Origin of the sequence: Chryseobacterium sp. MFBS3-17 (genome assembly GCF_020687745.1) — a bacterium.
GTDB lineage: Bacteria > Bacteroidota > Bacteroidia > Flavobacteriales > Weeksellaceae > Marnyiella.
The window spans coordinates 236,569-257,889 of the sequence record NZ_JAJEWK010000002.1 but is presented as its reverse complement, the minus strand read 5'-3'; the positions used below and the strand labels follow the sequence as shown (position 1 = coordinate 257,889).

Below are 21,321 nucleotides of genomic sequence, written 5' to 3'. Positions count from 1 at the left end.
AGTTTAATAAAACATGAACATTATGAGAGAATAATATGTTCTTCCTCACCAATATTGAACATATGATCTTCGAGAATCTTTTCTGTAGTTCCACGCAAACCTCTGGCTCCCAGACCTTTTTCTGTAGTTTCATCTACAATTTTTTCTATGGCGGCAGGTGTAAATTCCAGCGTGATCCCATCCATCTTAAATAATTCCACAAATTGATTGACTATGGAATTTTTTGGCTCGGTCATGATGCGCATCATGGTATCTTTGGTAAGTGATTCCAGGTAGGTAACAATGGGAAAACGACCTAATAACTCGGGTATCAGACCAAATTTCCGAAGGTCTATGGCGTTAATCTGGCTTAAAATCTCATCATCATCGGTATGGGTAAGCTTTTCGGCACTGAATCCGATGGCCTGTTTATTGAGTCTCCGCTCAATGATTTCCCGGATGCCGTCAAAAGCTCCACCGGCAATGAACAGAATATTCTGGGTGTTGACCTGAATGTATTTCTGGTCCGGATGTTTTCTTCCCCCTTGTGGCGGCACATTCACAATGCTTCCTTCCAGCAGTTTCAGCAATCCCTGCTGAACACCTTCTCCGGATACATCTCTGGTAATGCTGGGATTATCAGATTTCCGGGCAATCTTGTCTATTTCATCAATAAAAACAATTCCCTTTTCGGCTTTTTCCACGTCATAATCTGCCACCATCAGCAACCGCGAGAGAATACTTTCTACATCTTCACCCACGTAGCCCGCCTCGGTAAGAATGGTAGCATCCACAATGCAAAAAGGCACATTGAGTTCTCTGGCAATGGTTTTGGCTAACAGCGTTTTTCCGGTTCCGGTCTCGCCAATCATGATGATATTGGACTTCTCGATTTCCACCTCACGGTTCTCATCCTGCGAATGAAGAAGCCTTTTATAATGGTTATACACAGCAATGGACAATTGCTTTTTGGCCTGATCCTGCCCGATGACATATTCGTCCAGAAACCTTTTAATTTCCTTAGGTTTTTTCAGATCATCCATGTTTTCTGCCGGTGAAAAACCCTCTTTGGAAGCGTTTTCCAAAACAATACCATGTGCCTGCTCTATACAGTTCTCGCAAATGAATCCTTCCTGGCCGGAAATCAGCATCTGTACTTCATTTCTTTTGCGGCCACAAAAAGAACATTGATTCTTATTCATAAAATTTATCTGTGATCATTTATTTACTGCCTCCGCGGAAGCTATGATGAAAAAGTCGTAAGGACGAATCTTTACGACTTTTAATATTAAGCGTTAATAATGGCATCCTGTATGCCCAGATATTCTTCATCTGAAAGTTTCAGTCTGGGGTTTCCAAAATTAAGATCTCCCATACTGTTCAGCGGCACGAGATGGATATGTGCATGAGGCACTTCCAGCCCCACTACCGCTACTCCTACCCGCACGCAAGGAATGGCTTTGCCTACTTTTTTGGCCACTTGCTGCGCAAATGCCCACAAATCTCTGAACGCATCCTGCTCCAGATCAAAAATCAGATCTACCTCCCGCTTCGGAATCACCAGCGTATGACCTTCTACCAGAGGCATTGCATCCAGAAAGGCTATGTGATTTTCATCTTCAGCTATAAAATAGGCAGGAATCTCCCTGTTGATGATTTTCGTGAAAATAGAACTCATAATGATTTCAGTAAGTGATTGCAAAAATACGACAATCTCTGCAAAATTTACAATTTACAGTGAAATCTCCAGCACCTCAAAGGAAAGTTTATTTCCATTGGGCAAGAGAATCTCGGCCTGCTCCCCTACAGATTTCCCCAGCAAACCTTTGGCTATAGGAGTATTCACAGATATTTTTCCGCTTTTCAGGTCACTTTCATTATCGGGAACCAGGGTGAATTTCTGTTCCTGCTTTGTTCCCATATTTTTCAGACGTACTGTGGTCAGAATTGAAACTTTAGAAGTATCCAACTGATTTTCATTAATGACTTTTGCCGTGGAAATCATCTCTTTTAATTTGGAAATCTTCATCTCCAGCATGCCCTGGGCTTCCTTGGCAGCATCATATTCAGCATTTTCAGACAGGTCTCCTTTATCTCGGGCTTCAGCAATCTGCTGGGTGATTTTCGGTCTTTCCTGAGACTCCAGTTTTTCCAGTTCTGATTTCATTTTGTCCAAACCTTCCTGTGTTACATACGTACTCATGATATTTCTTTTTTTGTTAATGGTATATAATAAAAAAATTATCCGGCCATAACAGCCCGGACAATGTTTATCTTTGTATTTCGTTGTACAAATATATAAAATTATTTCAAATGAACATCAGAAAGTTCACCTTTACTTCACTACTGTTGCTGTACTTCAGCATCTTAACATTCAATTCCTGTGTGCGTACAGAAGATACCGTGCACTGCTTTCCGGATGCTCAGATTAATGTGATTCTGAATCTGAACCTTCCGGCTTATCAGAATCTGCAAAATGTGGGTGGGTGGATTTATGTCAATGAGCAAAGCGCAGGCACGCGCGGACTGATTGCGGTGAAAACCTCTACAGGATTCAAGATTTACGACCGCAACGCACCGCACCTCTGCCCGGATGCCCAGACCACCCTCAAGGTTCAGGACAATATCAAAATAGTATGTGACAAAGATGGTTCGGAGTGGATTCTCTATACCGGTGAACCTACGCAGGTAGCCCAACTTCCCCCGAAGACCTATATGTCCAGCTTTAACAGTGCCACTAATATTCTAAGTATTTATAACTGATTGGTAAGATATGCGGGTAGTTATACAAAGGGTTTCTGAAGCACACGTAACCGTAGCCGGTAAAGTGACAGGAAAAATAGGTCTGGGTTACATGATTCTGGCGGGTGTGGAAGAAAATGACACCGAAAAAGATGCCGACTGGCTGGCTCAGAAAATTGTAAATCTTCGGGTTTTCGAAGATGACGAAGGCAAAATGAACCGTTCAGTCATGGATGTTGGGGGTGCGGTACTCTGCATCAGTCAGTTTACCCTTATTGCAGACTATAAAAAAGGGAATCGGCCTTCTTTCATTAAAGCGGCCAGGCCGGAAAAAGCAGTACCGCTATTTGAACATTTTAAAAATCAACTTGCTGCTGCCGGACTGCAGGTGGAAAGCGGTATTTTCGGGGCCGATATGAAAGTTTCTCTGGTCAATGACGGCCCGGTAACCATCACCATGGACAGCATTACCAAAAACTAAAAAAGCCCGCGAAATACGGACTTTATTAGCGTTCATCAGTAACTTAATTATTATTAACCGGCACACTGCTGAAATTCAGTGAAGTTCTCACAGAAAGATCAGAGGTGGGCGCGCTTTTCAGCACGTATACAATTCTTTGCTGTACGGTATTACCGGATTTCAGAATCTGATCCAGCACCTGATTGGAATTTACATCCAGTGACAATGTATTCCCGATATTATCTGCAATATTATCCCGGGAGGCCACCATCACATCATTTCCTCCTGCAGAAAGATATACTTTTACGCTTTTAAAAACGCCCATGCTCTGTCCGCCGGACGTAACGGTCACGTTTGCATTTGAAATACGGATATCCCGTACATTGGCTGAAGATCCCACCAGCTGATTAATGCTGGTCCCGGTACCCACGGCAGACAATTCGGTATTGGCTGGTGACCCTTGGGTTACGACAACCGTAGTTGTGTAGGGAAAAGTATTTTGCATAATGGTAGAAACGGTGGAGCACGCAGTGAGAACGGCTCCTGCTGCAAGAGCAGATAAGAATAAATTTTTCATAGCTTCAAAACTTTAATAGTTCACCTTATTCAGAAATTATACCAACCGGGATATTTGCAAGGCTCATCAGCGCAATTCCACCACAAACGGGCCGGTCACATTCCCCGAGGCCATATTGCTTTTCCCGATCACGAGCCACATTTCACCCGGCTCACCTGCAGCATAACTGATTTCCCGGCCAAAAGGCCCATCATACCCACCATCAGCACGTTTAATCTGGTTAAAACGGATATTCATCAAATCGTCTGTAGGAATCACTCTACCCGAGATTTCACCACCCCGAAAATTTTTAATTTTAATGATATAGTGCTGGTTACTGTTTGTAAATTCCTCTTCCAGACTCAGGGGCAACATATCCCCGTTGATGATTTTGATGATGCGATCGCCTTCCACATACCGGAATGTATTGTCCTGCGTACTTTGAGCAGAATCCCGAACAGCATCCGTCAACCCCTGAACTTCACGGACTTCCTCCTTCGGATCCGCAGGATAACCGGCTTGTTCATTTTTATTACAGGAAAACATCATGAATGCAGGAATTATAATGAGGGCTATTGTTTTCATAAAGATAAGCATTTCTGAAGGAAATTCAGCTAAAATTATTCCACAACCTGCCCATTCAATACAAGACCGGATCGTTCTTCCGCAACAGAAAATCCTTCAGATGTTCATAATTATGCCAAAGCAGTTCTTCAAAGTCCAGATGATAAAAAGTACGCATGCTGCGGCCCTTCAGATAAGATTGTCTGTAAAGTTTCATATATTCCGGGAGCACCAAAGTTCCCAGAATAACGGCCCCGAGCAGATGGGCATTGAGTTTACCATTTCCCAGGAGCAGGTACTGCATGGCAATTTCCTGTTCAAATCGGGTTCCGCAGCCGGTGATGAGATGGTGCACATCGTGATTTTCCATGGTGGGAATCATGGAGAAACCGTGCTTCCGGTAAAACTCGCCAAGCTTTCTGCCCAGAGAATCTTCCTGAAAATTCAGCAATTGTTCTGCAGTAAACTGCCAGTGCCTTTTCTTTCTTTTAAAAGATCTGCGATACACTACCTGCGTCATTTTATAGACCACCAGTAAAAATTGGACACGAATATTTTTCATATTAATAAATTGAAATGTTAATTCCAATGAGGGTATATAAAACAGCCACCGGAATATTGACCAGTAAAAGCAATGCAGCATTCACCGCCTCCCGGGAAAACTCACGCGCCACACGTGCATACAGCATAAGCCCCAAAAACGCAATCGCATTGATACCGCCGGCATAAATAAGCAGCAGATATCCGGCAACAGCAAAGGCCTCATCGCGGGTAAAAATAAATCCGAAGAGGCAGATATTGCCCAGGAGAAAACTCAGCCAGAACAGCGTTTTCCCGATGTACGAAATTTTAAAATTTTTCATAAAAAATAGTTGAATAATTGTTTTACCTTAACAATGAAGGTGACAGCAGCATTAGACACTCCCGTCATACTACTTAGTTTCCCGCGAACGGTGTTCCGAAAATTCCCACGGCCAGTTCTGCCCAGATGAGCAGGAAAACCATCAGCACCAGTGCGATGAAAAAAAATCTTTTCCCCGGCACCTGTACTTGTTTCCAGACCCCGGTAATTGTTAGGGCCGTGATGAAGAGAAGCGTCCCCATCACCAGAAAATCAACGCCGGTCCACTGAACTTCATCAGTAAACTGCATGGCAACAAAAGGAACCGCAAGCACCGCAGCAGCTGTTCCGAAAATCCAATAAGCAGGCGTAATACTTTTCATAAGATATAATTTATAAAGTTCTTTGAATTACAAAGTTAATTTTTAAAAAAATATAGTGGTTACGATCTATCGGCCGAGCAATTTTTCCAGCGCATTCAGATGTTCGGTGAAGGCTTCACGGCCGGCTTGGGTCACACGGTACGAAGTTTTGGGTTTTTTGCCCACAAACTCTTTTTTAACTTCAATATAACCCGCTTTTTCCAGTGCTGTGCTGTGACTGGCCAGATTGCCGTCTGATACCTCCAGCAGATTTTTCATCCCGGTAAAATCAACCCAGTCATTTACCATGAGCACGGACATGATGCCCAGACGCACCCGGCTTTCAAATTCCTTATTCAGTTGATTAATTTTTAACATTCTTATCTTTCTTTCTAAGTCGCATTTGATCAGCAACCATTCCGGAGAGGCCGCAAAATACTAAAAATAATGGCAAAGCTCCCGGTTCCTGCTCTTCAACGATCATGAAGACCATCAAAATAAGGCCTACTATGAAAGTGAAAACCGATAACCACATGATCATTCCTATAGTTCTGTTTCGGGAAAAACTTCTCATAATAGCTATATCAGCGGTATTTCTTATACATCACGATGCCGTAAACTATATGCAAGACACCAAATCCGAATGCCCAGAACACCAGACCCCAGCCTGGAATAAAAAAGGCAATCAATCCAAGAACAACCTCGCAATATCCCAGGTAGCGCACATCTGTTACCGTATACCGCTCTGCCTGTATGAGTGCCAGACCGTAAAAAATCAAGGTACAGGGTGCCACGAAGGCATGAAACTGATGATAAAGCAGTCCCAGACAAAACAGGCCGCCCGTAATCAGTGGAATACTGAAATGAAGCAACAATCTTTTGGTTGTACGGTCCCAAATTTTCAGATTGTGTGCCCGGCTTTTCCTGGCCGTAAAAAAATACCCTGAAAAAAGTGCGGCTGCCAGAATCACCGCACCGGAAAACATCAGCTCCCTTACCAGACTCTCTGAATACACATTGCGGTCACCCTGAAAATAGGAGATTCCGGCGCGCTGAAACACAAAATACACATGTACCGCTCCGGCCAGTGCCGCCAGACCCGCAAAGATACCGGAGAGGCCACTGAGCGAAATGAACCGCGAACTGCGTTCCATCATGCTCCGGATGTGTGACAAATCATCATTGTAATCTTTAGACTTCATATAAAGAACTTTGAAGTACAAAGTTAATAATAAAAATGAACCAGCAAAATCTTATTAAGAAAAAAGTCTTACTTTTATTCGCTCTTAAAACTAAAGTATGGATAAGAAAGAACTTCGCAGTTCCATTTTCCGGCATCTGGATGGTGTGGTTACCGCACCTGTGGTTGCCGCACTTCATGAAAAAGAAATCATCAGCCATATCGCTGCACACCCAACTACTACTTTGGGAGATCTGGCGAAAAACACACCTCATAATGAAGGCTATATGAATGTGGCGGTACGCACACTGGCTTCTCAGGGATTCATTGATTATGATCTGAATCACGAAACAGACACCGTACGATTGCAGCCGAATGCAAACACCCCTTTCCTGCTGAAGTATGCTCCCCTCTACCATAAAGTCATTCCGTACCTGAAAGAATCTACCCAGCCGGTATTTCAGGAACTGGAACCGGGATCTTTTGAGAACTTTTTCTATCTCTTTGAGGAATTTAACCAAAATTTTGGACTGCCTGTTCCGGAACATGAAACCGAAAAGAAAGTGTTCGCACAAATTCTGAAGCATCTGGAAGGCTGTCTGGTGGCACCGCTCATTGTACAACTGGGCATGAACGGCATGTTTCATAAATACTTTATGGAAACCTCCTTCCAGGCTGCAGAATTCCACAAAAACCCGGATAATTTCGAGAAGATACTGGACTTTCTGACTTCGCTGGGGTGGTTTACCAAAAACAACACTACCTATAAATTCACCGAAAGTGGTCTTTACTTTGCGCGGCGTGCTGCCTCCTACGGCGTCACGGTATCGTATCTGCCCATGTTCAACAGGATGGAAGATTTGCTTTTTGGCAATGCCGGAAAGCTCCGTGAAATCAGTGAAAGCGAAGATGAAATCCATGTAGACCGAAAGATGAATGTCTGGGGCAGCGGCGGTGCCCACTCTACCTATTTCAGGGTGGTGACAGATTTCATCATCTCCATATTCAATCAGCCTATTCACCTGCAGCCTAAGGGAATTCTGGATATGGGTTGTGGAAACGGAGCTTTTATCCAGCATATTTTTGAAACCATCGAAAGACATACCCTGCGCGGCAAAATGCTGGAAGACCATCCACTCTTCCTGGTAGGTGCAGATTTTAATCAGGCGGCACTCAATGTCACGCGGGCCAACCTCATCAACAATGATATCTGGGCAAAAGTAATCTGGGGCGACATCGGAAATCCGGATCAACTGGCCAAAGATTTACAGGAAAACTATGAAATCAATCTATCTGATCTGGTGAACATCCGCACATTTCTGGACCATAACCGGATCTGGAAAAATCCCGCAAATGCCAATCCGGACCGTATTTCCACATCCACGGGTGCTTTTGCCTTCCGCGGAGAAAGGATTCCGAATCATCTGGTAGAAGAGAACCTGAAAGAACACCTGAGCCTCTGGCTGCCGTACATACGCAAAAACGGATTGTTGGTGATTGAACTTCACACCCTGAACCCTGCACTCACCAGTAAACATCTGGGCGAAACTGCTGCCACAGCGTACGATGCCACCCATGGTTTTTCTGATCAGTATATTGTAGAAGCAGATGTTTTTCATAAAATATGCAAGGAAGCAGGACTGATACCCGATGAAAATCTATTTAAAAAATTCCCGGATTCAGAATTGGCCACCGTTACCATAAATCTCCTGAAAAACTGATATGGAATTTGAAATATTAGAAACCAGGCGGCTCTGGCTTCAAAAATTAAGTCCCGAAATCATGACCCGGATTTTTAAGGAAAATTCTGAAGAGAAAATCAGAGAAATCTTGGGATTACACCACCCTGAACACTTTGAACGTCAAATAAAAATATACGAAAAGGGGTATGAATCGTATAACCGCACAATGCTGAATTTTCAGCTGGTAGAAAAAGAAACCCAACGCATCATCGGGAACTGCGGATATCATACATGGAATCCCCAGCACTGCCGGGCAGAAATAGGATATGAAATATTTGACGAGCAGTTTAAAAAGCAAGGCTATATGTCTGAAGCCCTGAAACCAATTCTGGAATTTGGTTTCAAAGAAATGAATCTGAACCGGATTGAAGCCATTATAGACCCGGCCAATACGCCGTCCCTGAGACTATTGGAAAATAATGGTTTTGTGCGCGAAGGAACACTACGCGGGCACTACCTCATCGGCGAAACCTTTGAGGATTCTGATTTATATTCTTTGCTGAAAAAAGATTTTTCAACAAAAAACCTGATGACGGGCATCAGGTTTTGATTCGATTATTCAGGCATTTCCAGTAAAGCCATTGATTATTTGGCTCGTAAACGCTCTTTAATTTTTGCGATATTCTGTTTGGCAGAATCTTCCAGAATAAGGCTGGCGCTCATATGAATGCGCGCAGGCATCAGGTCATTAAAATGATCTGTACCCTCCCAGGAAACTTTCTTAATGAGTGCCAATGCCTCATCACTGCGCCCTGCAAGCGCATTCAGAAACTGACTGAGTTTTTCATTCATCTCCGTGATATTCTCTGATACGGAATGGTAAATACTGTGTGCTTCTGCCCATGCTGCAGATCTGAAATCCGCATCAATAGCCATTGCCGCAAATTGTGACTTGCCAATTTTTCTTTCTACATAAGGACCGATGACAAAAGGACCGATGCCCAGATTCAACTCGGTAAGCGCCAGGGAGGCATCCCGGGTGGCAAAGCAGTAATCTGCACCGCATGCAATGCCCACACCGCCGCCGGTAGTTTTGCCCTGTACACGAACCACCACTATTTTGCCGCAGTTACGCATCGCGTTCAGCACTTTGGCAAATCCTCCGAAAAACTTTTTTGAAGTTTCCAGCTCAGAAATTTCCAGCAGTTCATCAAAACTGGCACCCGCACAGAATGCTTTCTCTCCAGCAGATTTTATCAGAATGGCTTTAACTTCTTTCTTTGCTCCCTCATCCAGAATGTTCCGGGCGAGCTTTTCCAGAATTTCACCCGGGAGCGAATTACTTTTTGGAGTACCGAAGGTTATTTCGGCGATATTGTTTTTTAATTCAGTTTGAACAAATGGTTCCATGTATTATTGTATATTTTAACATTGATTAATTTTCAAAAGCCAGGATATATTTATCAATAAAATGCTGCTTTTCCTTCGATTTATACTGCTGAATATAGCGCGGATGCTCCAGCACCGTCATGCTGCCGAACAATTTTTCCTCCTGATTAATTTTCTTCAGAAATTCAGCATTTTTTTTGCCCAGAACAAAGACATTGGATGTATCCAGTCCGAGGCTGATGTGCTTCTTCAGAGACTCTGTCATAAATGGTTTCACCATTTCAAAAAGCCGGCGGTCATCGTAATAATTAGCGTTCAGTTGTCCGTTTCGGGTATTTCGTACAATGGCCAGCGGAAAAGGTGAGTTGATATAAAATTTGCTGTAAAACTTTTCGGCACCCCCATATTCCTCAATCATATCATACAGAAAAACAGAAGAAACCTCATGGGTACGTGCTGATCTCATGCTGATAGCGCATGCTGAATCGAGCCGTTTGGTATCGGTAAAGGGCACACCCGTAACACCGGCGCCATGCCTGCTTGGATTAATCCCTATGAGAAATTTACGGGAACCTGTATCCCCGTAAAATTTATCATAAAACTGCTTCATCACGGTAAGCGTTTCCGGATTATCCAGAAAAGGGTTCATCACCTCAAAACCTTCCGGTAACGGACCGGTGTATTTGAGGTGCAGGTTAAATTCCACTACTTTCTCTCCGAAGGTTTTCATATAGGGTTCCTGTTAAGCAGATTCATCGTGCTTCCGGGATTAGTCCGAACTGCTCAAAATGGTGGGTGAAATGTTTCCGGTGCATCAGTTCCATCATCTCCTTATTCAGTTTACCATACACATAATGCAGATGTTCTGCATCCGGATTTTCTCTGTAATACACCGTATATTCTTTCAGGGCTTCGGTAAATGCGGCTTTTGCGGCATTCAGATTTTTATGATTAGGCGGTGGCAGACTTCCGTCTTCCGGGAGGAAAGGTGCCGGAAAATCTTTCGGCATCTTCCTGAAATTATAAAGGGAATCCTGGTATTTTTCCCATTGGTCTTCCGGTGTATGACAAAGCTGTGCCTCGGGCTGACCCATGCTGTATCTCAGCGTCGTTTCCAGGTGCTCCAGCATTTGCTGTGCCGTCATTTTACCCCATAAAGGTTGGGTCTTCTCGGTTAATCCGGTCAGTAATTGATCAATATGCCTTACGTTCAGATCTGTGAACGGCGATTTTTTGGCCACGAGAGTCAGAATAGTGGCTACACAAACCACTTCATCCCGCTGATTCACGACTTCTACCAGCCATTTCACGACTCCGCTCGGGATATTTCTGCCTTTCACCCCTTTGTTGACTTTCTCTTTGGCAGTGAGATAGACCGTAATGGTATCACCGGCATAAACCGGTTTGAAGAAGCTGGCATTTTCCAGTCCGTAGTTAGCGATTACCGGTCCTTTCTTGCCGGATACAAACAGTCCCGCCGCTGCAGACAGGATGAAATAACCGTGCGCCACGGGCTTATCAAAAATAGTCCCGTTCAGTGAAGTGGCATCTGTATGGGCATAAAAATGATCCCACGACACATTGGAAAAATTCACAATATCTGCTTCGGTCACCGTTCTGCCCGCTGTTTCCAGCGAATCACCGATTTCTACCTCTTCAAAGAATTTACGGAACGGATGTTTATCCGAAAAATGCTGGGTAGCACCCTGCTGATAGATTTTGGTAATGGCCGTCAGGATATCCGGAGACCCCTGAATAGCGGTTTTCTGAAGGAAAAAATGAAGACCGCTCAGCCCGCCCATTTCTTCTCCTCCACCGGCTCTGCCCGGCCCTCCGTGCATCAGTGTAGGCAATGGGGATCCGTGCCCGGTACTTTCTGCGGCATTGTCTCTGTTCAGTACGAATATCCTGCCGTGCGAACTCGCCATTTTCCATGATGTTTCTGCTACAAACCGGTCATCATGAGAGACAATAGATCCCACCAGACTACCCTTTCCGAGTCTGGCCAGGGCGGCAGCTTCTTCGGCATCCCGATACGGCATAATGGTGGAAACCGGCCCGAATGCTTCCACATCATGCGAAATCATTTTTTCAAAAGGCTTATCATTATAGAAGATTTTAGGGCTCATAAAGGCTCCGCTTTCATAATCCGCATCTACCAACTCATGTTTTCCGTCATAAATCAGTTCGGTTTCGGCTTTCAGGACCGCAATTTTCTCTGACACTTCATGAAACTGATCTCGTCCTGCCAGTGCACCCATGCGGGTTTCCCTGTTCAGCGGATTACCGATCTTCACCTGATCCAAAGCTTTGGACAATGCCTGCTGCACATCACCCGTCAAATGTTCGGGAACCATAATACGGCGGATAGCGGTACATTTTTGCCCGGATTTGGTGGTAATTTCATTGCGGACTTCTTTGATGAACAAATCAAACTCCGGTGTTCCGGGGCGCGCATCGGGACCCAGAACAGAGCAATTCAGTGAATCTGCCTCCATGTTGAAACGTACTGAATTCTGCGCAATGGACGGCATGGATTTCAACCGTTTTCCGGTAGAAGCCGAACCTGTAAACAGCACCGAATCCCCGTCCTGCATATACTCCAGCATATTACCGGCGCTGCCGCAGATCAGTTGCAGAGCCCCTTCCGGCAACAAGCCGCTTTCTATCATATCTTCAAAAACCGCATGAGTAAGAAAACTCGTTGGCGTAGCGGGTTTCACAATGGAAGGCACCCCGGCCAGAAGTGAAGTGGAAAGCTTTTCCATCATCCCCCAAACAGGGAAATTATAGGCATTAATCTGTACCGACACCCCTTCACTGGGAGTGAGAATATGCGTACCTATAAATGTTCCGTTCTTAGAGAGCTTCTGGGTATCCCCGTCTACCCAGAACGGCGTATTGGGCAACATTCTTTTGGCAAGTCCGGAATAGGTAAAGAATGTCCCGAAACCACCTTCAATATCTACCCAGGAATCTGCATGGGTAGCACCGGTTTTATAGGATATTTCGTAGTACTTTTTCTTTCTTTCCAGAAGATACAATGCGATTTTTTTGAGCATTTCCCCGCGGTCATAGAACGTCATAGCAGAAAGATTTTTGTAACCGACTGTGCGGCCGAAATCCAGTGCCTGTTTGAAATCTATACCTTCGGTATCTGCCAGGGCTACTTGCTCGCCCGTCACCGAATTATACAGTTGGGTTCCGTTTCCGGAACCTTCGATCCATTGATTGTAGATATAATTTTTAAGTTTCATATTTTGATTTTGGAAGCATTTACTTCACAGATAATTTTATTTAAGTATAATAGATTTCGACTGCTGCACCTTTACAGAATGTCGTGCGAAAAAGTTTTCCAATTTTTGTCTTTCATTGAGAAAAAAATGAATCTGACGTTTCCGCCCTGAGTTATCGCATAACCACGCATACTGAAAACCAAGCACATCCCGTTTGAACTCAACATACTGTATTTCATTCCAAGAAAAAAGGGATTGCGTATTGATCGTCATTGCTCTGGCAAACTGAATCACAAACAAAAGCAGATAGAACAGAATAAGAAAATAAAAACGGGAATCCTGATGGCTGGGGAAATCCATCCCGTAAAATGCGAAAATCAGAAAGACCGGGAGGGCTGCTATGAAAAACCATTTAAAAAACTTCTTCCGGTCCCGGATTTTCAGTTGCTCGCCGTCTGATATAAGAGTCGTTCTGCTAAGTCTGAGTTCTTCCATACTAATAAGCTTTTATAAATCGGTTACTTTTCGGTCAATTTTATATACGGTACCCCGGAACGTGGCCATCAATTCACCGGCTTTATTGGTAATTTTAATATCATAAACACCGGTTTTCCGGGTATCCGAAACCATGATGCTTTCAGCAAAAAGCGTGTCGCCCTCACGAACTGCTCTGGTAAAATTAATCACACAATTCAGCGCCACCGAAGCGTCATTGGTATTATTGGATGAAAACGCAAGAGCAGAATCTGCAAATGCGAAGGTAATGCCTCCGTGCACAGTGCGCAGACCATTAATCATTTCCTTCTTCACCGGCATTTCCAGTTTACAATATTTCTCACTTACTTCCAGCAGTTTTATCCCCATCCATTGGGAAAAATAATCCTGCTTCAGCATATAGTCTGCAATTTCGAATGGCGTCATTTTCTATCTGAAATTTTTAAACATCAAACAATTTATTTACAGCTTTTTCAGAAGCGGACTCTGGCGGTACCGTTCTTCCTGGTAATCCAGATATAAAGCGTTCAGAATCCCGGAAATTTTTCCATATCCTATTTCTGCACCCCATGCCAGCAGGCCTTTCGGATAATTGACTCCTTTCTGCATGGCCATTTCCAGATCTTCATCACTGGCAATTTTCAGTCGTTTTGCTTCTACTGCTTCGTTGATAAGCATAGCGAGAATCCGGTTAAAAATGTACTGATACAGTTCATCATCTTTCTCCGCAACCGGTGCAGTACTGCCTTCACTGTAGTCATAAAAACCTTTTCCGGTCTTTCTGCCATGCAGTTTTGCTTCGCTCATTCGCTGCTGCAGCAGGCTCGGCTTATACTTTGGATCGTAAAAATAATCTTTGTACACGGTAGTGGTTACCGAATAGTTGACATCAATCCCTATAAGATCCATCAGTTCAAACGGGCCCATTCTGAAGTTTCCCAGCGTGCGCATGGCATCATCTACCTGCTCTGGTGTGGCCATTTGCTCCTCCACAATCCGGAGGGCTTCACCGTAATAAGGTCTGGCAATTCTGTTGACAATAAAACCCGGAATATCTTTTGCAATGACCGGCGACTTACCCCAGCTTTTCATCAAACCATACATTTCCTGAGCAAGTGGTGATTTCGTAAGCAGTCCGGGAATAATTTCCACAAGAGGCATTAGTGGTGCCGGGTTGAAAAAGTGGATCCCGATAAAACGTTCTGGGTTCTGCAATTCTGCAGAAAGCGAGGTAATGGAAATAGAAGAAGTATTGGAACCAATAATACATTCCGGAGAAACGTATTGCTCCAGTTCGGCAAAAACCTTCTGCTTGATTTCTTTATTCTCAACAATAGCCTCAATAACCAGCTCACAATCTTTCAGTTCAGACAACCGGGTACAGTTTTTTATATTTCCAAGAATTTCCTGTGCCTTTTCCGGGGTAATTTTTTGCTTCTGTGCAAGTCTGTTCAATGTTTGGCCAAGACCATCAAGAGACTTTGTGGTCTGCTGTTCGTTTACATCAAACAAAAATACGTTGCAACCGGCAGCAGAAGCCACTTGTGCAATGCCGGTCCCCATGGTTCCGGAACCTATAATCCCAATATTTTTCATAGACGCTAAAGATACAAAAAAAGATAGTTTTGAAGAGATCAAAACTATCCTATGTATTTCTGTACAGATTCTATTTGCCTTTGTACTCCGGCTTTCTTTTTTCCATAAAAGCGTTTACCCCTTCCATGAAATCTCTGGTACCGGCAGCTTCAGACTGGTAAATGCTCTCTATGTCCAGTTGCTCTCTCAAACTGTAATCGTAAGATTTACGGAGTGCTTTTTTGGTAAGCGATAAAGCTACTGTAGGCATATTGGTAATGCGCTCCAGCATTTCCATAGATTTTTCGCGGAATTCTGCTTCCGGCCACACTTCTGCAATCATTCCCAGTTTCAGCGCTTCCTCGGCGCTTACCTTCTTGCCGGTATACGCCAGATAATGCGCCATTTGCCGGCCTACCAGCTTCTGCAGAAAATAGGTTCCGCCGGTATCCGGAATCAGTCCGATATTTGAAAATGCCTGCGAAAAGTAAGCATTGTCTGAAGCAATCGTAAAGTCACAAATGAGTGCCAGCATAGCTCCGGCACCTACTGCAGGACCATTTACCAAAGAAATCACCGGTTTTTTGGAATAGTATACCGACATGACCAGCGGGTTATAATAATCTATGACGATGCGCTGTACTTCCCGTTTTACATTCAGATTGCGGTCTTCAAAATCAATAGCTCCCAGATTCTGCCCGGAGCTGAAGGAACTTCCTCTGGCTGCGATGGCAATACACCGGGTATCTTCATCCTTATTATAAAAGTCTATAAAGTCCTTGAGCTCAGCCAGCAAAGGCTTGGTAAAAGCATTCATAGTTTCCGGATGATTGAAAAATGCGATTTTGAGACGGCCGCCGAAATGCGATTCTACGTCAAACTGCTTATAAACGTACATAGTAAAAGTTTTAAGAATTTTATTGTACTAAAGATACGATTTTATTATCAAATTGGCAGCATGATCGGGCATGAAAAAAGGCAGCCACAATAAATTGCAACTGCCTTTAGTTTTTTGTATTTTAATCTTTTATTTCCCTTTGTAAACCGGTTTTCTTTTCTCCAGGAATGAGTTAATTCCTTCCAGGAAATCCTCGGATTTAGCTGCTTTTTGGGTCAGATTTGCTTCCAGATCCAGCTGCTGCTTCAGCGTATTGTCATAGGACTCCGCAATTGCTTTTTTGGTAAGTTTCAGGGCTGCGGTAGGCATTTCCGACATTTTTTCCAAAATATCCATTGATTTTGCGCGGAATTCAGCTTCAGTAAACACCTCGGCCACCAGTCCCAGAGACTTGGCTTCCTCTGCAGAAAGTTCTTTTCCGGAGAAGGTGAGGTAATTGGCCATTTGTCTTCCTACCAGTTTCGGCAGAAAATAGGATCCGCCGGCATACGGCACCAGACCGATATTGGCAAACGCCGGTGAGAAAGACGCCTTCTCTGAAGTAAGCACCACATCACAAATAAGGGCCAGCATGGCACCTGCGCTTTTGGCAGGACCTTCTACCAGAGCCACTACAGGCTTTTTGCACCTTGTAAGTTCCATAACCACCGGATTATAAAAATCTGTGATGAGTTTCTTCACAAAACTGGGGTCTGTTTTTTCTGTTTCAATGGCGAAAGCTCTGGCCAGATCCTGACCGGAAGAGAATGCTCCTCCTTTTCCACCGATGGCTACCACGCGTACATTTTCATCTTTGTCGCAACGCTCAAAAAATTCTTTGAGTTCTGTCATCGTGGGACGGTTCAGTGCATTCATGGTCGCATCATTATTCAGATAAGCAATAAGCAGCTTTCCGTCAAAATGGGCTTCCACATCAAATTGGGTAAACATGTAATTCATACTCTTTTATTTTGTTGTTTGTTTAATGGCATTTAAAATAATCAAAAGGTTCCAGGCAATCATTGCACTGGTAGCTGGCCTTGCACAGCGTAGAACCAAAGCGACTGATCATTCTGGTATTCTCTGAGCGGCATCTGGGGCATTCTTTGGGAACATCCAGATGGTCCTGGCCTGCACCTTTCTGCGGCGGAGCTATTCCATACTCACGCAGTTTCTCCCGGGCTTCATCTGTAATCCAGTCTGTAGTCCATACGGGTGAAATACGGGTTACTACATGAGCAGTAATTCCCATTCCGGAAAATAATTTAATGATATCCTCTTCTATATTATACATAGCAGGACAAGCCGAATAAGTGGGCGTTATGATAATTTCCGCTTCATCTTCCCCCGTCATGCGTGCTTCGCGCACAATCCCCAGCTCCACAATATTGATGACTGGGATTTCGGGATCCGGTATCTGAGCAAGGATTTCTAACAGGTTCATATCAAAATAACTACGGCATCATTTACCACGCACAATTCGGGTAAGCACGCTGCATATATTGTAATTCACAAAGAATATAGCCAAAATATTCGGTATGGTAACCGGTACGGCAGCCTTTCTGCATAAATTCACTTTCCGGAAGCGACAACCCGAATCTCCGGAAATCTTCGGAGACCCTTACTTTCCATTCTTCATAGAGCTGTACTGCATCCGGAACGATTTGTAAAGCAACCAGTTCCTGCTCACCCGGTGTTTCAGAAAAAATTCCACGGGTATATTCCCACAGCATTTCCACGGCTTCTTCTATACGGCTGCGGCTTTCTTCGGTTCCATCGGCAAACATTTTCACCCAGGTAGAGGCGTGCAGACAGTGGTACTTGACTTCCTTCAGTGACTTTTCTGCCAGTGCCGCCAATTGTGAATCTGCGCTGTTCAGCAGGTTTTCATAAAGCAATTTCTGGTACAGGGAAAAGAAGTACACTTTCAGAATGGTCTGCGCGTAATCTCCGTTCGGAAGCTCAGACAACTGGCAGTTCAGATATTCCTTTTCATATCTCAGAAAAGCCAGATCATCTTCGGTTTTGTTTTCACCCTGCACCTGAGCTGCATATTTAAAGAAATTGGTACTCTGCCCCAGGTAATCCAGTGCGATATTGGTCAATGCAATATCTTCTTCCAGATAGGGTCCCCGGCCGCAAAGCTCGCCCAGTCGCTGCCCGAAAATCAGTGTATCGTCTGCTATTTTTAAAAGATAATTTTTCATAATTTAAATATCATGAGTGTACCGGCAGGCTCTGACCATGCTGCACCCTCAAAATCTTTACTACATATTTTTTACATCGTTTGGAATCTGATAGAACGTAGGATGGCGATACAGTTTGTCATCTGCCGGATCAAAGAATGCTTCTTTGTCCATTCCTTCAGAGGTTACCAGATATTTGCTCGGAACCACCCATATTGATGTACCTTCCATACGTCTGGTATAGACATCTCTGGCATTTTGCAGCGCCATCTCTGCGGTCGCTGCCTGCACGGTTCCGGCGTGTTTGTGAGAAAGTCCCGGTTTGGTCTGAATGAACACCTCCCACATATCTAAATTGCTCATAATTAATTATTTGCTGTTTATTGTTTTAATTTATTTCAATGATAATTGTTAATTTCTGGTAAATCCGCGCGGTGTACCGAGTTCAGACTTATCATATATATTGAGATACAGCACTACCGTATCTTTTTTGCCTTCATAGGTGACCCAATATTTGTCCAGTAAACCTTGGTTTCCAATGAGGGCATTTTTCGTTTTGAAATGACAGCAACTTCCGATGCGGTCAAAGGAAACGGATTCACCCTGCGGCCCTCGTAGTGAACTGAGATACATGACTGAGTTCCGGGGACTGTGTTCTCCCACATTGATGGGATTCTTTTCAGAATAACCATAGGTTTCATCAAAAACACTTTGTACAGCAGTGACACTTCCGCAGGCCATGAACATCAGTAACAGAACCGTCAGAATCCCGGTTTTCATACTTCAGCTTTTTGTTTGGCTGCAAAAGCTATCGCAGCTTCTTTCACCCATGCATGATCTGTCTGTGCTTTCCGTTTTGTTTCCAGACGCTTTTTGTTTGCCGGTCCGTTACCCTTCAGCACCTCCATAAATTCATCCCAGGGCAGTTCACCGAAATCGTAATGCTGCCTTTCTTCATTCCACTTCAGTTGCTCATCCGGTATTTTAAGTCCAAGAAATTCTGCCTGTGGCACGGTAACATCTATAAAACGCTGGCGCAGGGAATCGTTACTCTCCCTTTTCACCCGGTAGTTCATGGATTTCTGTGAATTGGGGGAAGCCTCGTCATTGGGTCCGAACATCATGAGTGCCGGCCACCAGAAGCGGTTCAGTGCGTCCTGTGCCAGTTCTTTCTGCTCTTTGGTTCCGCGGCACAGGGTCATCAGAATTTCATAACCCTGTCTTTGGTGAAACGATTCTTCCTTGCAAATTCGCACCATAGCACGTGAATATGGTCCGTAGGAATTCCCCATGAGCATCACCTGATTCATAATGGCAGCACCGTCTACCAGCCAGCCTATGGCACCAATATCTGCCCAGGAAAGCGCCGGATAATTAAAGATGCTGGAATATTTGGCTTTGCCGGCCAGCATATCATTATAGGTTGTATCCCGGTCTGCAGCAATTTCACCGTTTCCTAAGGTTTCGGTGGCTGCGTACAGGTAAAGACCGTGTCCCGCTTCATCCTGAATTTTGGCTAAAAGTGCCATTTTTCTTCTGAGCGACGGCGCACGGGTAATCCAGTTGGCTTCCGGCAGCATTCCCACCACCTCAGAATGTGCGTGCTGGGAAATCTGGCGTACCAGCAGTTTCCGGTAATCATCCGGCATCATATCTTTTGGCTCAACTTTATTTTCAGCCTGTACGTATTCTAAAAATTTGTCGTGATTCATAGTTCTGTATTGTAATTTTGTACAAAAATATTCAGCAGTCGGTGCTGATTTTTCATCCTAAAACAGTTCTTCGTCTTTCAGATAAATTCCGATTTTGGAATTGATAAATTCTCCGGCCACAAAGTTTATTTTTTTGTCATCTGCCTGGATTTCATACTCCCGGAAATAGTAGGTATTGCCTTTCTGCGGCTCCACCACTTCTACTTTCTGATCCACGCAATGCCAGTAATGGTTCCAGACATTTACTCCATTAATTTTAAATTCTTCGTTTTCTTCTATTGCTTTCGCGAATTTCCACTTAGCCATATTTCGATTTTTTACTCCTGAAAACGGATTATTAAACATCATAATTCAGCATCACCACATTGGTAGTAGGATGGCATTGGCATGTCAGTACAAATCCTTTGGCCACCTCGTCCTCGGTTAATGCAAAGTTCTTTTCCATGAAAACCTCCCCTTCCATTACCTGGGCTTTACAGGTACAGCACACCCCGCCTTTACAGGCAAAAGGTACCGGAAGTTTCTCGTCAATCGCCTGGTCCAGAATATTTTTCTTTTTGGAATTCAGGTGAAAGGAATATTCATCATCATCTATAATGAGCGTTACCATACTTTCAATATTAGGTATCGCTTTAAATTCGTCGCTCTTCTCCGCATTATTTTCATCGTCCGGAGCAGCGTAATATTCATACATAATCTGCAATGACGGAACTTTTTTATCGTTCCTCAGATATTCTGCCACGCTTTTAATCATTTCTGCAGGTCCACAAATAAAGTATGTAGAGTCCTGCACCGGAATTTCCGACATTTTTTCAAAGATATCATTCAGTTTGGGGGCACAAATCCGGCCTTCAAACAATTCATCCTCAAAATGTTTTTCTCTGGAAAGAAGGTACACCACCCGCAGTCTTCCCTGAAACTGCTGTGCAAGCTCATCTATCTGCTTTTTAAAAATAATATCATGCAGACTTTTATTGCTGAAGAACAAATAGGCTTTACTTTTTGGCTCCTGATGCAAAGCCTCCTTCAGATTAGACAATACCGGCGAAATACCACTTCCCGCTGCCAGTCCTATATAAACTTTCTCATTGCTGGCGTGGTAATGGGTGTAAAAATGCCCCATCGGAGCCATCACATCCATCAGGTCACCCTCTTTTACCTGCTCATTCATAAAGGTAGAAACCTTTCCGTCTTGCAGATGCTTTACCAGAACTTCCAGCTCAGAACCCCCTTCAGAAGGCGCATTCACAATGGAATAAGACCGGCGCAAATCCTCACCGTTCATCATCAGTCTTACGTTGAGATACTGCCCTTGTCTGAACGAAAATTCATGCTTTAAACTTTCCGGAATATCAAAAGCAATGTTCACAGAATCATTGGTCTCCTTTATAACTTTACTTACTCTTAACTGATGAAAATGATGCATATTTAATTGAAAATCTTATAATAAATGTTAACAAAGATAAGCATTTTATAAAAGGGAAC

The 21,321-nt window shown here is 43.8% G+C and carries 29 protein-coding genes; 4 read left to right on the top strand and 25 right to left on the bottom strand.

The window, feature by feature from the left end; all coding sequences use genetic code 11:
- Positions 1–20: 20 nt before the first annotated feature.
- From clpX to greA, 3 genes are all read right to left on the bottom strand, one after another.
- Positions 21–1,181, bottom strand: a complete 1,161-nt coding sequence (gene clpX / locus LKO26_RS01400) for an ATP-dependent Clp protease ATP-binding subunit ClpX (protein ID WP_227586009.1) — start codon at positions 1,179–1,181, stop codon at positions 21–23.
- A gap of 86 nt (positions 1,182–1,267) precedes the next feature.
- Complete coding sequence (locus tag LKO26_RS01395) at positions 1,268–1,657, bottom strand: HIT family protein (protein ID WP_227586008.1); 390 nt, start codon at positions 1,655–1,657, stop codon at positions 1,268–1,270.
- Between the two features lie 54 nt (positions 1,658–1,711).
- Positions 1,712–2,182 (bottom strand): transcription elongation factor GreA, encoded by a 471-nt coding sequence (greA, locus tag LKO26_RS01390; RefSeq protein ID WP_227586007.1) that lies wholly within the window; start codon positions 2,180–2,182, stop codon positions 1,712–1,714.
- A gap of 110 nt (positions 2,183–2,292) precedes the next feature.
- Between greA and LKO26_RS01385 the strand changes: the two genes are divergently transcribed.
- Together LKO26_RS01385 and dtd are read left to right on the top strand one after the other, a co-directional pair.
- Entirely contained in the window at positions 2,293–2,742 is a 450-nt protein-coding gene (locus LKO26_RS01385; protein ID WP_227586006.1) for a hypothetical protein, read from the top strand.
- A 10-nt stretch (positions 2,743–2,752) separates the two neighbouring features.
- Positions 2,753–3,202 carry a D-aminoacyl-tRNA deacylase gene (gene dtd / locus LKO26_RS01380; RefSeq protein WP_227586005.1) on the top strand — a complete coding sequence of 150 codons (450 nt, stop codon included), beginning with the start codon at positions 2,753–2,755 and terminating at the stop codon, positions 3,200–3,202.
- A gap of 43 nt (positions 3,203–3,245) precedes the next feature.
- On the opposite strand, the gene LKO26_RS01375 is transcribed toward dtd, so the two are convergent.
- From LKO26_RS01375 to LKO26_RS01345, 7 genes are all read right to left on the bottom strand, one after another.
- The gene (locus LKO26_RS01375; protein WP_227586004.1) at positions 3,246–3,758 is read right to left on the bottom strand and encodes a hypothetical protein; all 513 of its coding nucleotides are present in this window, start codon (positions 3,756–3,758) and stop codon (positions 3,246–3,248) included.
- Positions 3,759–3,824: 66 nt separating this feature from the next.
- The gene (locus tag LKO26_RS01370; RefSeq protein ID WP_227586003.1) at positions 3,825–4,322 is read right to left on the bottom strand and encodes a hypothetical protein; all 498 of its coding nucleotides are present in this window, start codon (positions 4,320–4,322) and stop codon (positions 3,825–3,827) included.
- 55 nt (positions 4,323–4,377) lie between these two features.
- Positions 4,378–4,863 (bottom strand): ubiquinone biosynthesis protein COQ4, encoded by a 486-nt coding sequence (locus tag LKO26_RS01365; RefSeq protein WP_227586002.1) that lies wholly within the window; start codon positions 4,861–4,863, stop codon positions 4,378–4,380.
- A 1-nt stretch (position 4,864) separates the two neighbouring features.
- Positions 4,865–5,164, bottom strand: coding sequence for a hypothetical protein (locus tag LKO26_RS01360; RefSeq protein WP_227586001.1), 300 nt, complete (start codon positions 5,162–5,164; stop codon positions 4,865–4,867).
- A gap of 73 nt (positions 5,165–5,237) precedes the next feature.
- Entirely contained in the window at positions 5,238–5,525 is a 288-nt protein-coding gene (locus tag LKO26_RS01355) for a hypothetical protein (protein WP_227586000.1), read from the bottom strand.
- A 66-nt stretch (positions 5,526–5,591) separates the two neighbouring features.
- The gene (locus LKO26_RS01350; RefSeq protein WP_227585999.1) at positions 5,592–5,882 is read right to left on the bottom strand and encodes a winged helix-turn-helix domain-containing protein; all 291 of its coding nucleotides are present in this window, start codon (positions 5,880–5,882) and stop codon (positions 5,592–5,594) included.
- A 206-nt stretch (positions 5,883–6,088) separates the two neighbouring features.
- Positions 6,089–6,706, bottom strand: coding sequence for a hypothetical protein (locus LKO26_RS01345; RefSeq protein WP_227585998.1), 618 nt, complete (start codon positions 6,704–6,706; stop codon positions 6,089–6,091).
- 97 nt (positions 6,707–6,803) lie between these two features.
- Between LKO26_RS01345 and LKO26_RS01340 the strand changes: the two genes are divergently transcribed.
- The gene (locus LKO26_RS01340) at positions 6,804–8,405 is read left to right on the top strand and encodes a class I SAM-dependent methyltransferase (protein WP_227585997.1); all 1,602 of its coding nucleotides are present in this window, start codon (positions 6,804–6,806) and stop codon (positions 8,403–8,405) included.
- Position 8,406: 1 nt separating this feature from the next.
- Positions 8,407–8,976 carry a GNAT family N-acetyltransferase gene (locus LKO26_RS01335; protein WP_227585996.1) on the top strand — a complete coding sequence of 190 codons (570 nt, stop codon included), beginning with the start codon at positions 8,407–8,409 and terminating at the stop codon, positions 8,974–8,976.
- Between the two features lie 35 nt (positions 8,977–9,011).
- Here the strand turns inward: LKO26_RS01335 and LKO26_RS01330 are convergent, their stop codons facing one another.
- The 15 genes from LKO26_RS01330 to LKO26_RS01260 form a co-directional block, all read right to left on the bottom strand.
- Entirely contained in the window at positions 9,012–9,776 is a 765-nt protein-coding gene (locus LKO26_RS01330; protein ID WP_227585995.1) for an enoyl-CoA hydratase/isomerase family protein, read from the bottom strand.
- Between the two features lie 25 nt (positions 9,777–9,801).
- Positions 9,802–10,485 carry an SMUG2 DNA glycosylase family protein gene (locus LKO26_RS01325; RefSeq protein WP_227585994.1) on the bottom strand — a complete coding sequence of 228 codons (684 nt, stop codon included), beginning with the start codon at positions 10,483–10,485 and terminating at the stop codon, positions 9,802–9,804.
- A gap of 22 nt (positions 10,486–10,507) precedes the next feature.
- Positions 10,508–13,012, bottom strand: coding sequence for a phenylacetic acid degradation bifunctional protein PaaZ (gene paaZ, locus LKO26_RS01320; protein WP_227585993.1), 2,505 nt, complete (start codon positions 13,010–13,012; stop codon positions 10,508–10,510).
- Positions 13,013–13,048: 36 nt separating this feature from the next.
- On the bottom strand, positions 13,049–13,486 hold the full coding sequence (locus LKO26_RS01315) for a hypothetical protein (RefSeq protein ID WP_227585992.1): 438 nt from the start codon (positions 13,484–13,486) through the stop codon (positions 13,049–13,051).
- Between the two features lie 12 nt (positions 13,487–13,498).
- On the bottom strand, positions 13,499–13,912 hold the full coding sequence (locus LKO26_RS01310; RefSeq protein ID WP_227585991.1) for a hotdog fold thioesterase: 414 nt from the start codon (positions 13,910–13,912) through the stop codon (positions 13,499–13,501).
- Positions 13,913–13,948: 36 nt separating this feature from the next.
- Positions 13,949–15,082, bottom strand: a complete 1,134-nt coding sequence (locus LKO26_RS01305; RefSeq protein WP_227585990.1) for a 3-hydroxyacyl-CoA dehydrogenase NAD-binding domain-containing protein — start codon at positions 15,080–15,082, stop codon at positions 13,949–13,951.
- Between the two features lie 70 nt (positions 15,083–15,152).
- On the bottom strand, positions 15,153–15,959 hold the full coding sequence (locus LKO26_RS01300; protein ID WP_227585989.1) for an enoyl-CoA hydratase/isomerase family protein: 807 nt from the start codon (positions 15,957–15,959) through the stop codon (positions 15,153–15,155).
- Positions 15,960–16,088: 129 nt separating this feature from the next.
- Positions 16,089–16,889, bottom strand: coding sequence for an enoyl-CoA hydratase/isomerase family protein (locus tag LKO26_RS01295; RefSeq protein ID WP_227586029.1), 801 nt, complete (start codon positions 16,887–16,889; stop codon positions 16,089–16,091).
- 31 nt (positions 16,890–16,920) lie between these two features.
- A complete protein-coding gene (gene paaD / locus LKO26_RS01290) occupies positions 16,921–17,382 on the bottom strand; it encodes a 1,2-phenylacetyl-CoA epoxidase subunit PaaD (RefSeq protein WP_227585988.1) in 462 nt (153 codons plus the stop codon).
- Positions 17,383–17,404: 22 nt separating this feature from the next.
- On the bottom strand, positions 17,405–18,145 hold the full coding sequence (gene paaC / locus LKO26_RS01285; RefSeq protein WP_227585987.1) for a 1,2-phenylacetyl-CoA epoxidase subunit PaaC: 741 nt from the start codon (positions 18,143–18,145) through the stop codon (positions 17,405–17,407).
- 60 nt (positions 18,146–18,205) lie between these two features.
- Positions 18,206–18,487: a 1,2-phenylacetyl-CoA epoxidase subunit PaaB gene (paaB, locus tag LKO26_RS01280; RefSeq protein WP_227585986.1), complete on the bottom strand. Its 282-nt coding sequence runs from the start codon at positions 18,485–18,487 to the stop codon at positions 18,206–18,208.
- Between the two features lie 48 nt (positions 18,488–18,535).
- The gene (locus LKO26_RS01275; protein WP_227585985.1) at positions 18,536–18,904 is read right to left on the bottom strand and encodes a 2-dehydro-3-deoxyphosphooctonate aldolase; all 369 of its coding nucleotides are present in this window, start codon (positions 18,902–18,904) and stop codon (positions 18,536–18,538) included.
- A complete protein-coding gene (gene paaA, locus LKO26_RS01270) occupies positions 18,901–19,836 on the bottom strand; it encodes a 1,2-phenylacetyl-CoA epoxidase subunit PaaA (protein WP_227585984.1) in 936 nt (311 codons plus the stop codon). The genes LKO26_RS01275 and paaA overlap by 4 nt, the downstream gene beginning before the upstream one ends.
- A 57-nt stretch (positions 19,837–19,893) precedes the next feature.
- A complete protein-coding gene (locus LKO26_RS01265) occupies positions 19,894–20,142 on the bottom strand; it encodes a hypothetical protein (protein WP_227585983.1) in 249 nt (82 codons plus the stop codon).
- A 31-nt stretch (positions 20,143–20,173) separates the two neighbouring features.
- The gene (locus tag LKO26_RS01260; protein WP_227585982.1) at positions 20,174–21,262 is read right to left on the bottom strand and encodes an FAD-binding oxidoreductase; all 1,089 of its coding nucleotides are present in this window, start codon (positions 21,260–21,262) and stop codon (positions 20,174–20,176) included.
- Positions 21,263–21,321: the final 59 nt, after the last annotated feature.

Bases quoted from the DNA above. Each gene is read 5' to 3' on its own strand.
- paaD (WP_227585988.1), bottom strand. From the start codon at position 17,382: ATGAACCTGTTAGAAATCCTTGCTCAGATACCGGATCCCGAAATCCCA.
- greA (WP_227586007.1), bottom strand. From the start codon at position 2,182: ATGAGTACGTATGTAACACAGGAAGGTTTGGACAAAATGAAATCAGAA.
- LKO26_RS01395 (WP_227586008.1), bottom strand. From the start codon at position 1,657: ATGAGTTCTATTTTCACGAAAATCATCAACAGGGAGATTCCTGCCTAT.
- LKO26_RS01385 (WP_227586006.1), top strand. From the start codon at position 2,293: ATGAACATCAGAAAGTTCACCTTTACTTCACTACTGTTGCTGTACTTC.
- LKO26_RS01295 (WP_227586029.1), bottom strand. From the start codon at position 16,889: ATGTTTACCCAATTTGATGTGGAAGCCCATTTTGACGGAAAGCTGCTT.
- dtd (WP_227586005.1), top strand. From the start codon at position 2,753: ATGCGGGTAGTTATACAAAGGGTTTCTGAAGCACACGTAACCGTAGCC.
- paaZ (WP_227585993.1), bottom strand. From the start codon at position 13,012: ATGAAACTTAAAAATTATATCTACAATCAATGGATCGAAGGTTCCGGA.
- LKO26_RS01365 (WP_227586002.1), bottom strand. From the start codon at position 4,863: ATGAAAAATATTCGTGTCCAATTTTTACTGGTGGTCTATAAAATGACG.
- LKO26_RS01335 (WP_227585996.1), top strand. From the start codon at position 8,407: ATGGAATTTGAAATATTAGAAACCAGGCGGCTCTGGCTTCAAAAATTA.
- paaC (WP_227585987.1), bottom strand. From the start codon at position 18,145: ATGAAAAATTATCTTTTAAAAATAGCAGACGATACACTGATTTTCGGG.
- LKO26_RS01300 (WP_227585989.1), bottom strand. From the start codon at position 15,959: ATGTACGTTTATAAGCAGTTTGACGTAGAATCGCATTTCGGCGGCCGT.
- clpX (WP_227586009.1), bottom strand. From the start codon at position 1,181: ATGAATAAGAATCAATGTTCTTTTTGTGGCCGCAAAAGAAATGAAGTA.
- LKO26_RS01355 (WP_227586000.1), bottom strand. From the start codon at position 5,525: ATGAAAAGTATTACGCCTGCTTATTGGATTTTCGGAACAGCTGCTGCG.
- LKO26_RS01315 (WP_227585992.1), bottom strand. From the start codon at position 13,486: ATGGAAGAACTCAGACTTAGCAGAACGACTCTTATATCAGACGGCGAG.
- LKO26_RS01340 (WP_227585997.1), top strand. From the start codon at position 6,804: ATGGATAAGAAAGAACTTCGCAGTTCCATTTTCCGGCATCTGGATGGT.
- LKO26_RS01325 (WP_227585994.1), bottom strand. From the start codon at position 10,485: ATGAAAACCTTCGGAGAGAAAGTAGTGGAATTTAACCTGCACCTCAAA.
- LKO26_RS01265 (WP_227585983.1), bottom strand. From the start codon at position 20,142: ATGGCTAAGTGGAAATTCGCGAAAGCAATAGAAGAAAACGAAGAATTT.
- paaB (WP_227585986.1), bottom strand. From the start codon at position 18,487: ATGAGCAATTTAGATATGTGGGAGGTGTTCATTCAGACCAAACCGGGA.
- LKO26_RS01345 (WP_227585998.1), bottom strand. From the start codon at position 6,706: ATGAAGTCTAAAGATTACAATGATGATTTGTCACACATCCGGAGCATG.
- LKO26_RS01350 (WP_227585999.1), bottom strand. From the start codon at position 5,882: ATGTTAAAAATTAATCAACTGAATAAGGAATTTGAAAGCCGGGTGCGT.
- LKO26_RS01330 (WP_227585995.1), bottom strand. From the start codon at position 9,776: ATGGAACCATTTGTTCAAACTGAATTAAAAAACAATATCGCCGAAATA.
- LKO26_RS01310 (WP_227585991.1), bottom strand. From the start codon at position 13,912: ATGACGCCATTCGAAATTGCAGACTATATGCTGAAGCAGGATTATTTT.
- LKO26_RS01305 (WP_227585990.1), bottom strand. From the start codon at position 15,082: ATGAAAAATATTGGGATTATAGGTTCCGGAACCATGGGGACCGGCATT.
- LKO26_RS01275 (WP_227585985.1), bottom strand. From the start codon at position 18,904: ATGAAAACCGGGATTCTGACGGTTCTGTTACTGATGTTCATGGCCTGC.
- LKO26_RS01260 (WP_227585982.1), bottom strand. From the start codon at position 21,262: ATGCATCATTTTCATCAGTTAAGAGTAAGTAAAGTTATAAAGGAGACC.
- paaA (WP_227585984.1), bottom strand. From the start codon at position 19,836: ATGAATCACGACAAATTTTTAGAATACGTACAGGCTGAAAATAAAGTT.
- LKO26_RS01360 (WP_227586001.1), bottom strand. From the start codon at position 5,164: ATGAAAAATTTTAAAATTTCGTACATCGGGAAAACGCTGTTCTGGCTG.
- LKO26_RS01370 (WP_227586003.1), bottom strand. From the start codon at position 4,322: ATGAAAACAATAGCCCTCATTATAATTCCTGCATTCATGATGTTTTCC.
- LKO26_RS01375 (WP_227586004.1), bottom strand. From the start codon at position 3,758: ATGAAAAATTTATTCTTATCTGCTCTTGCAGCAGGAGCCGTTCTCACT.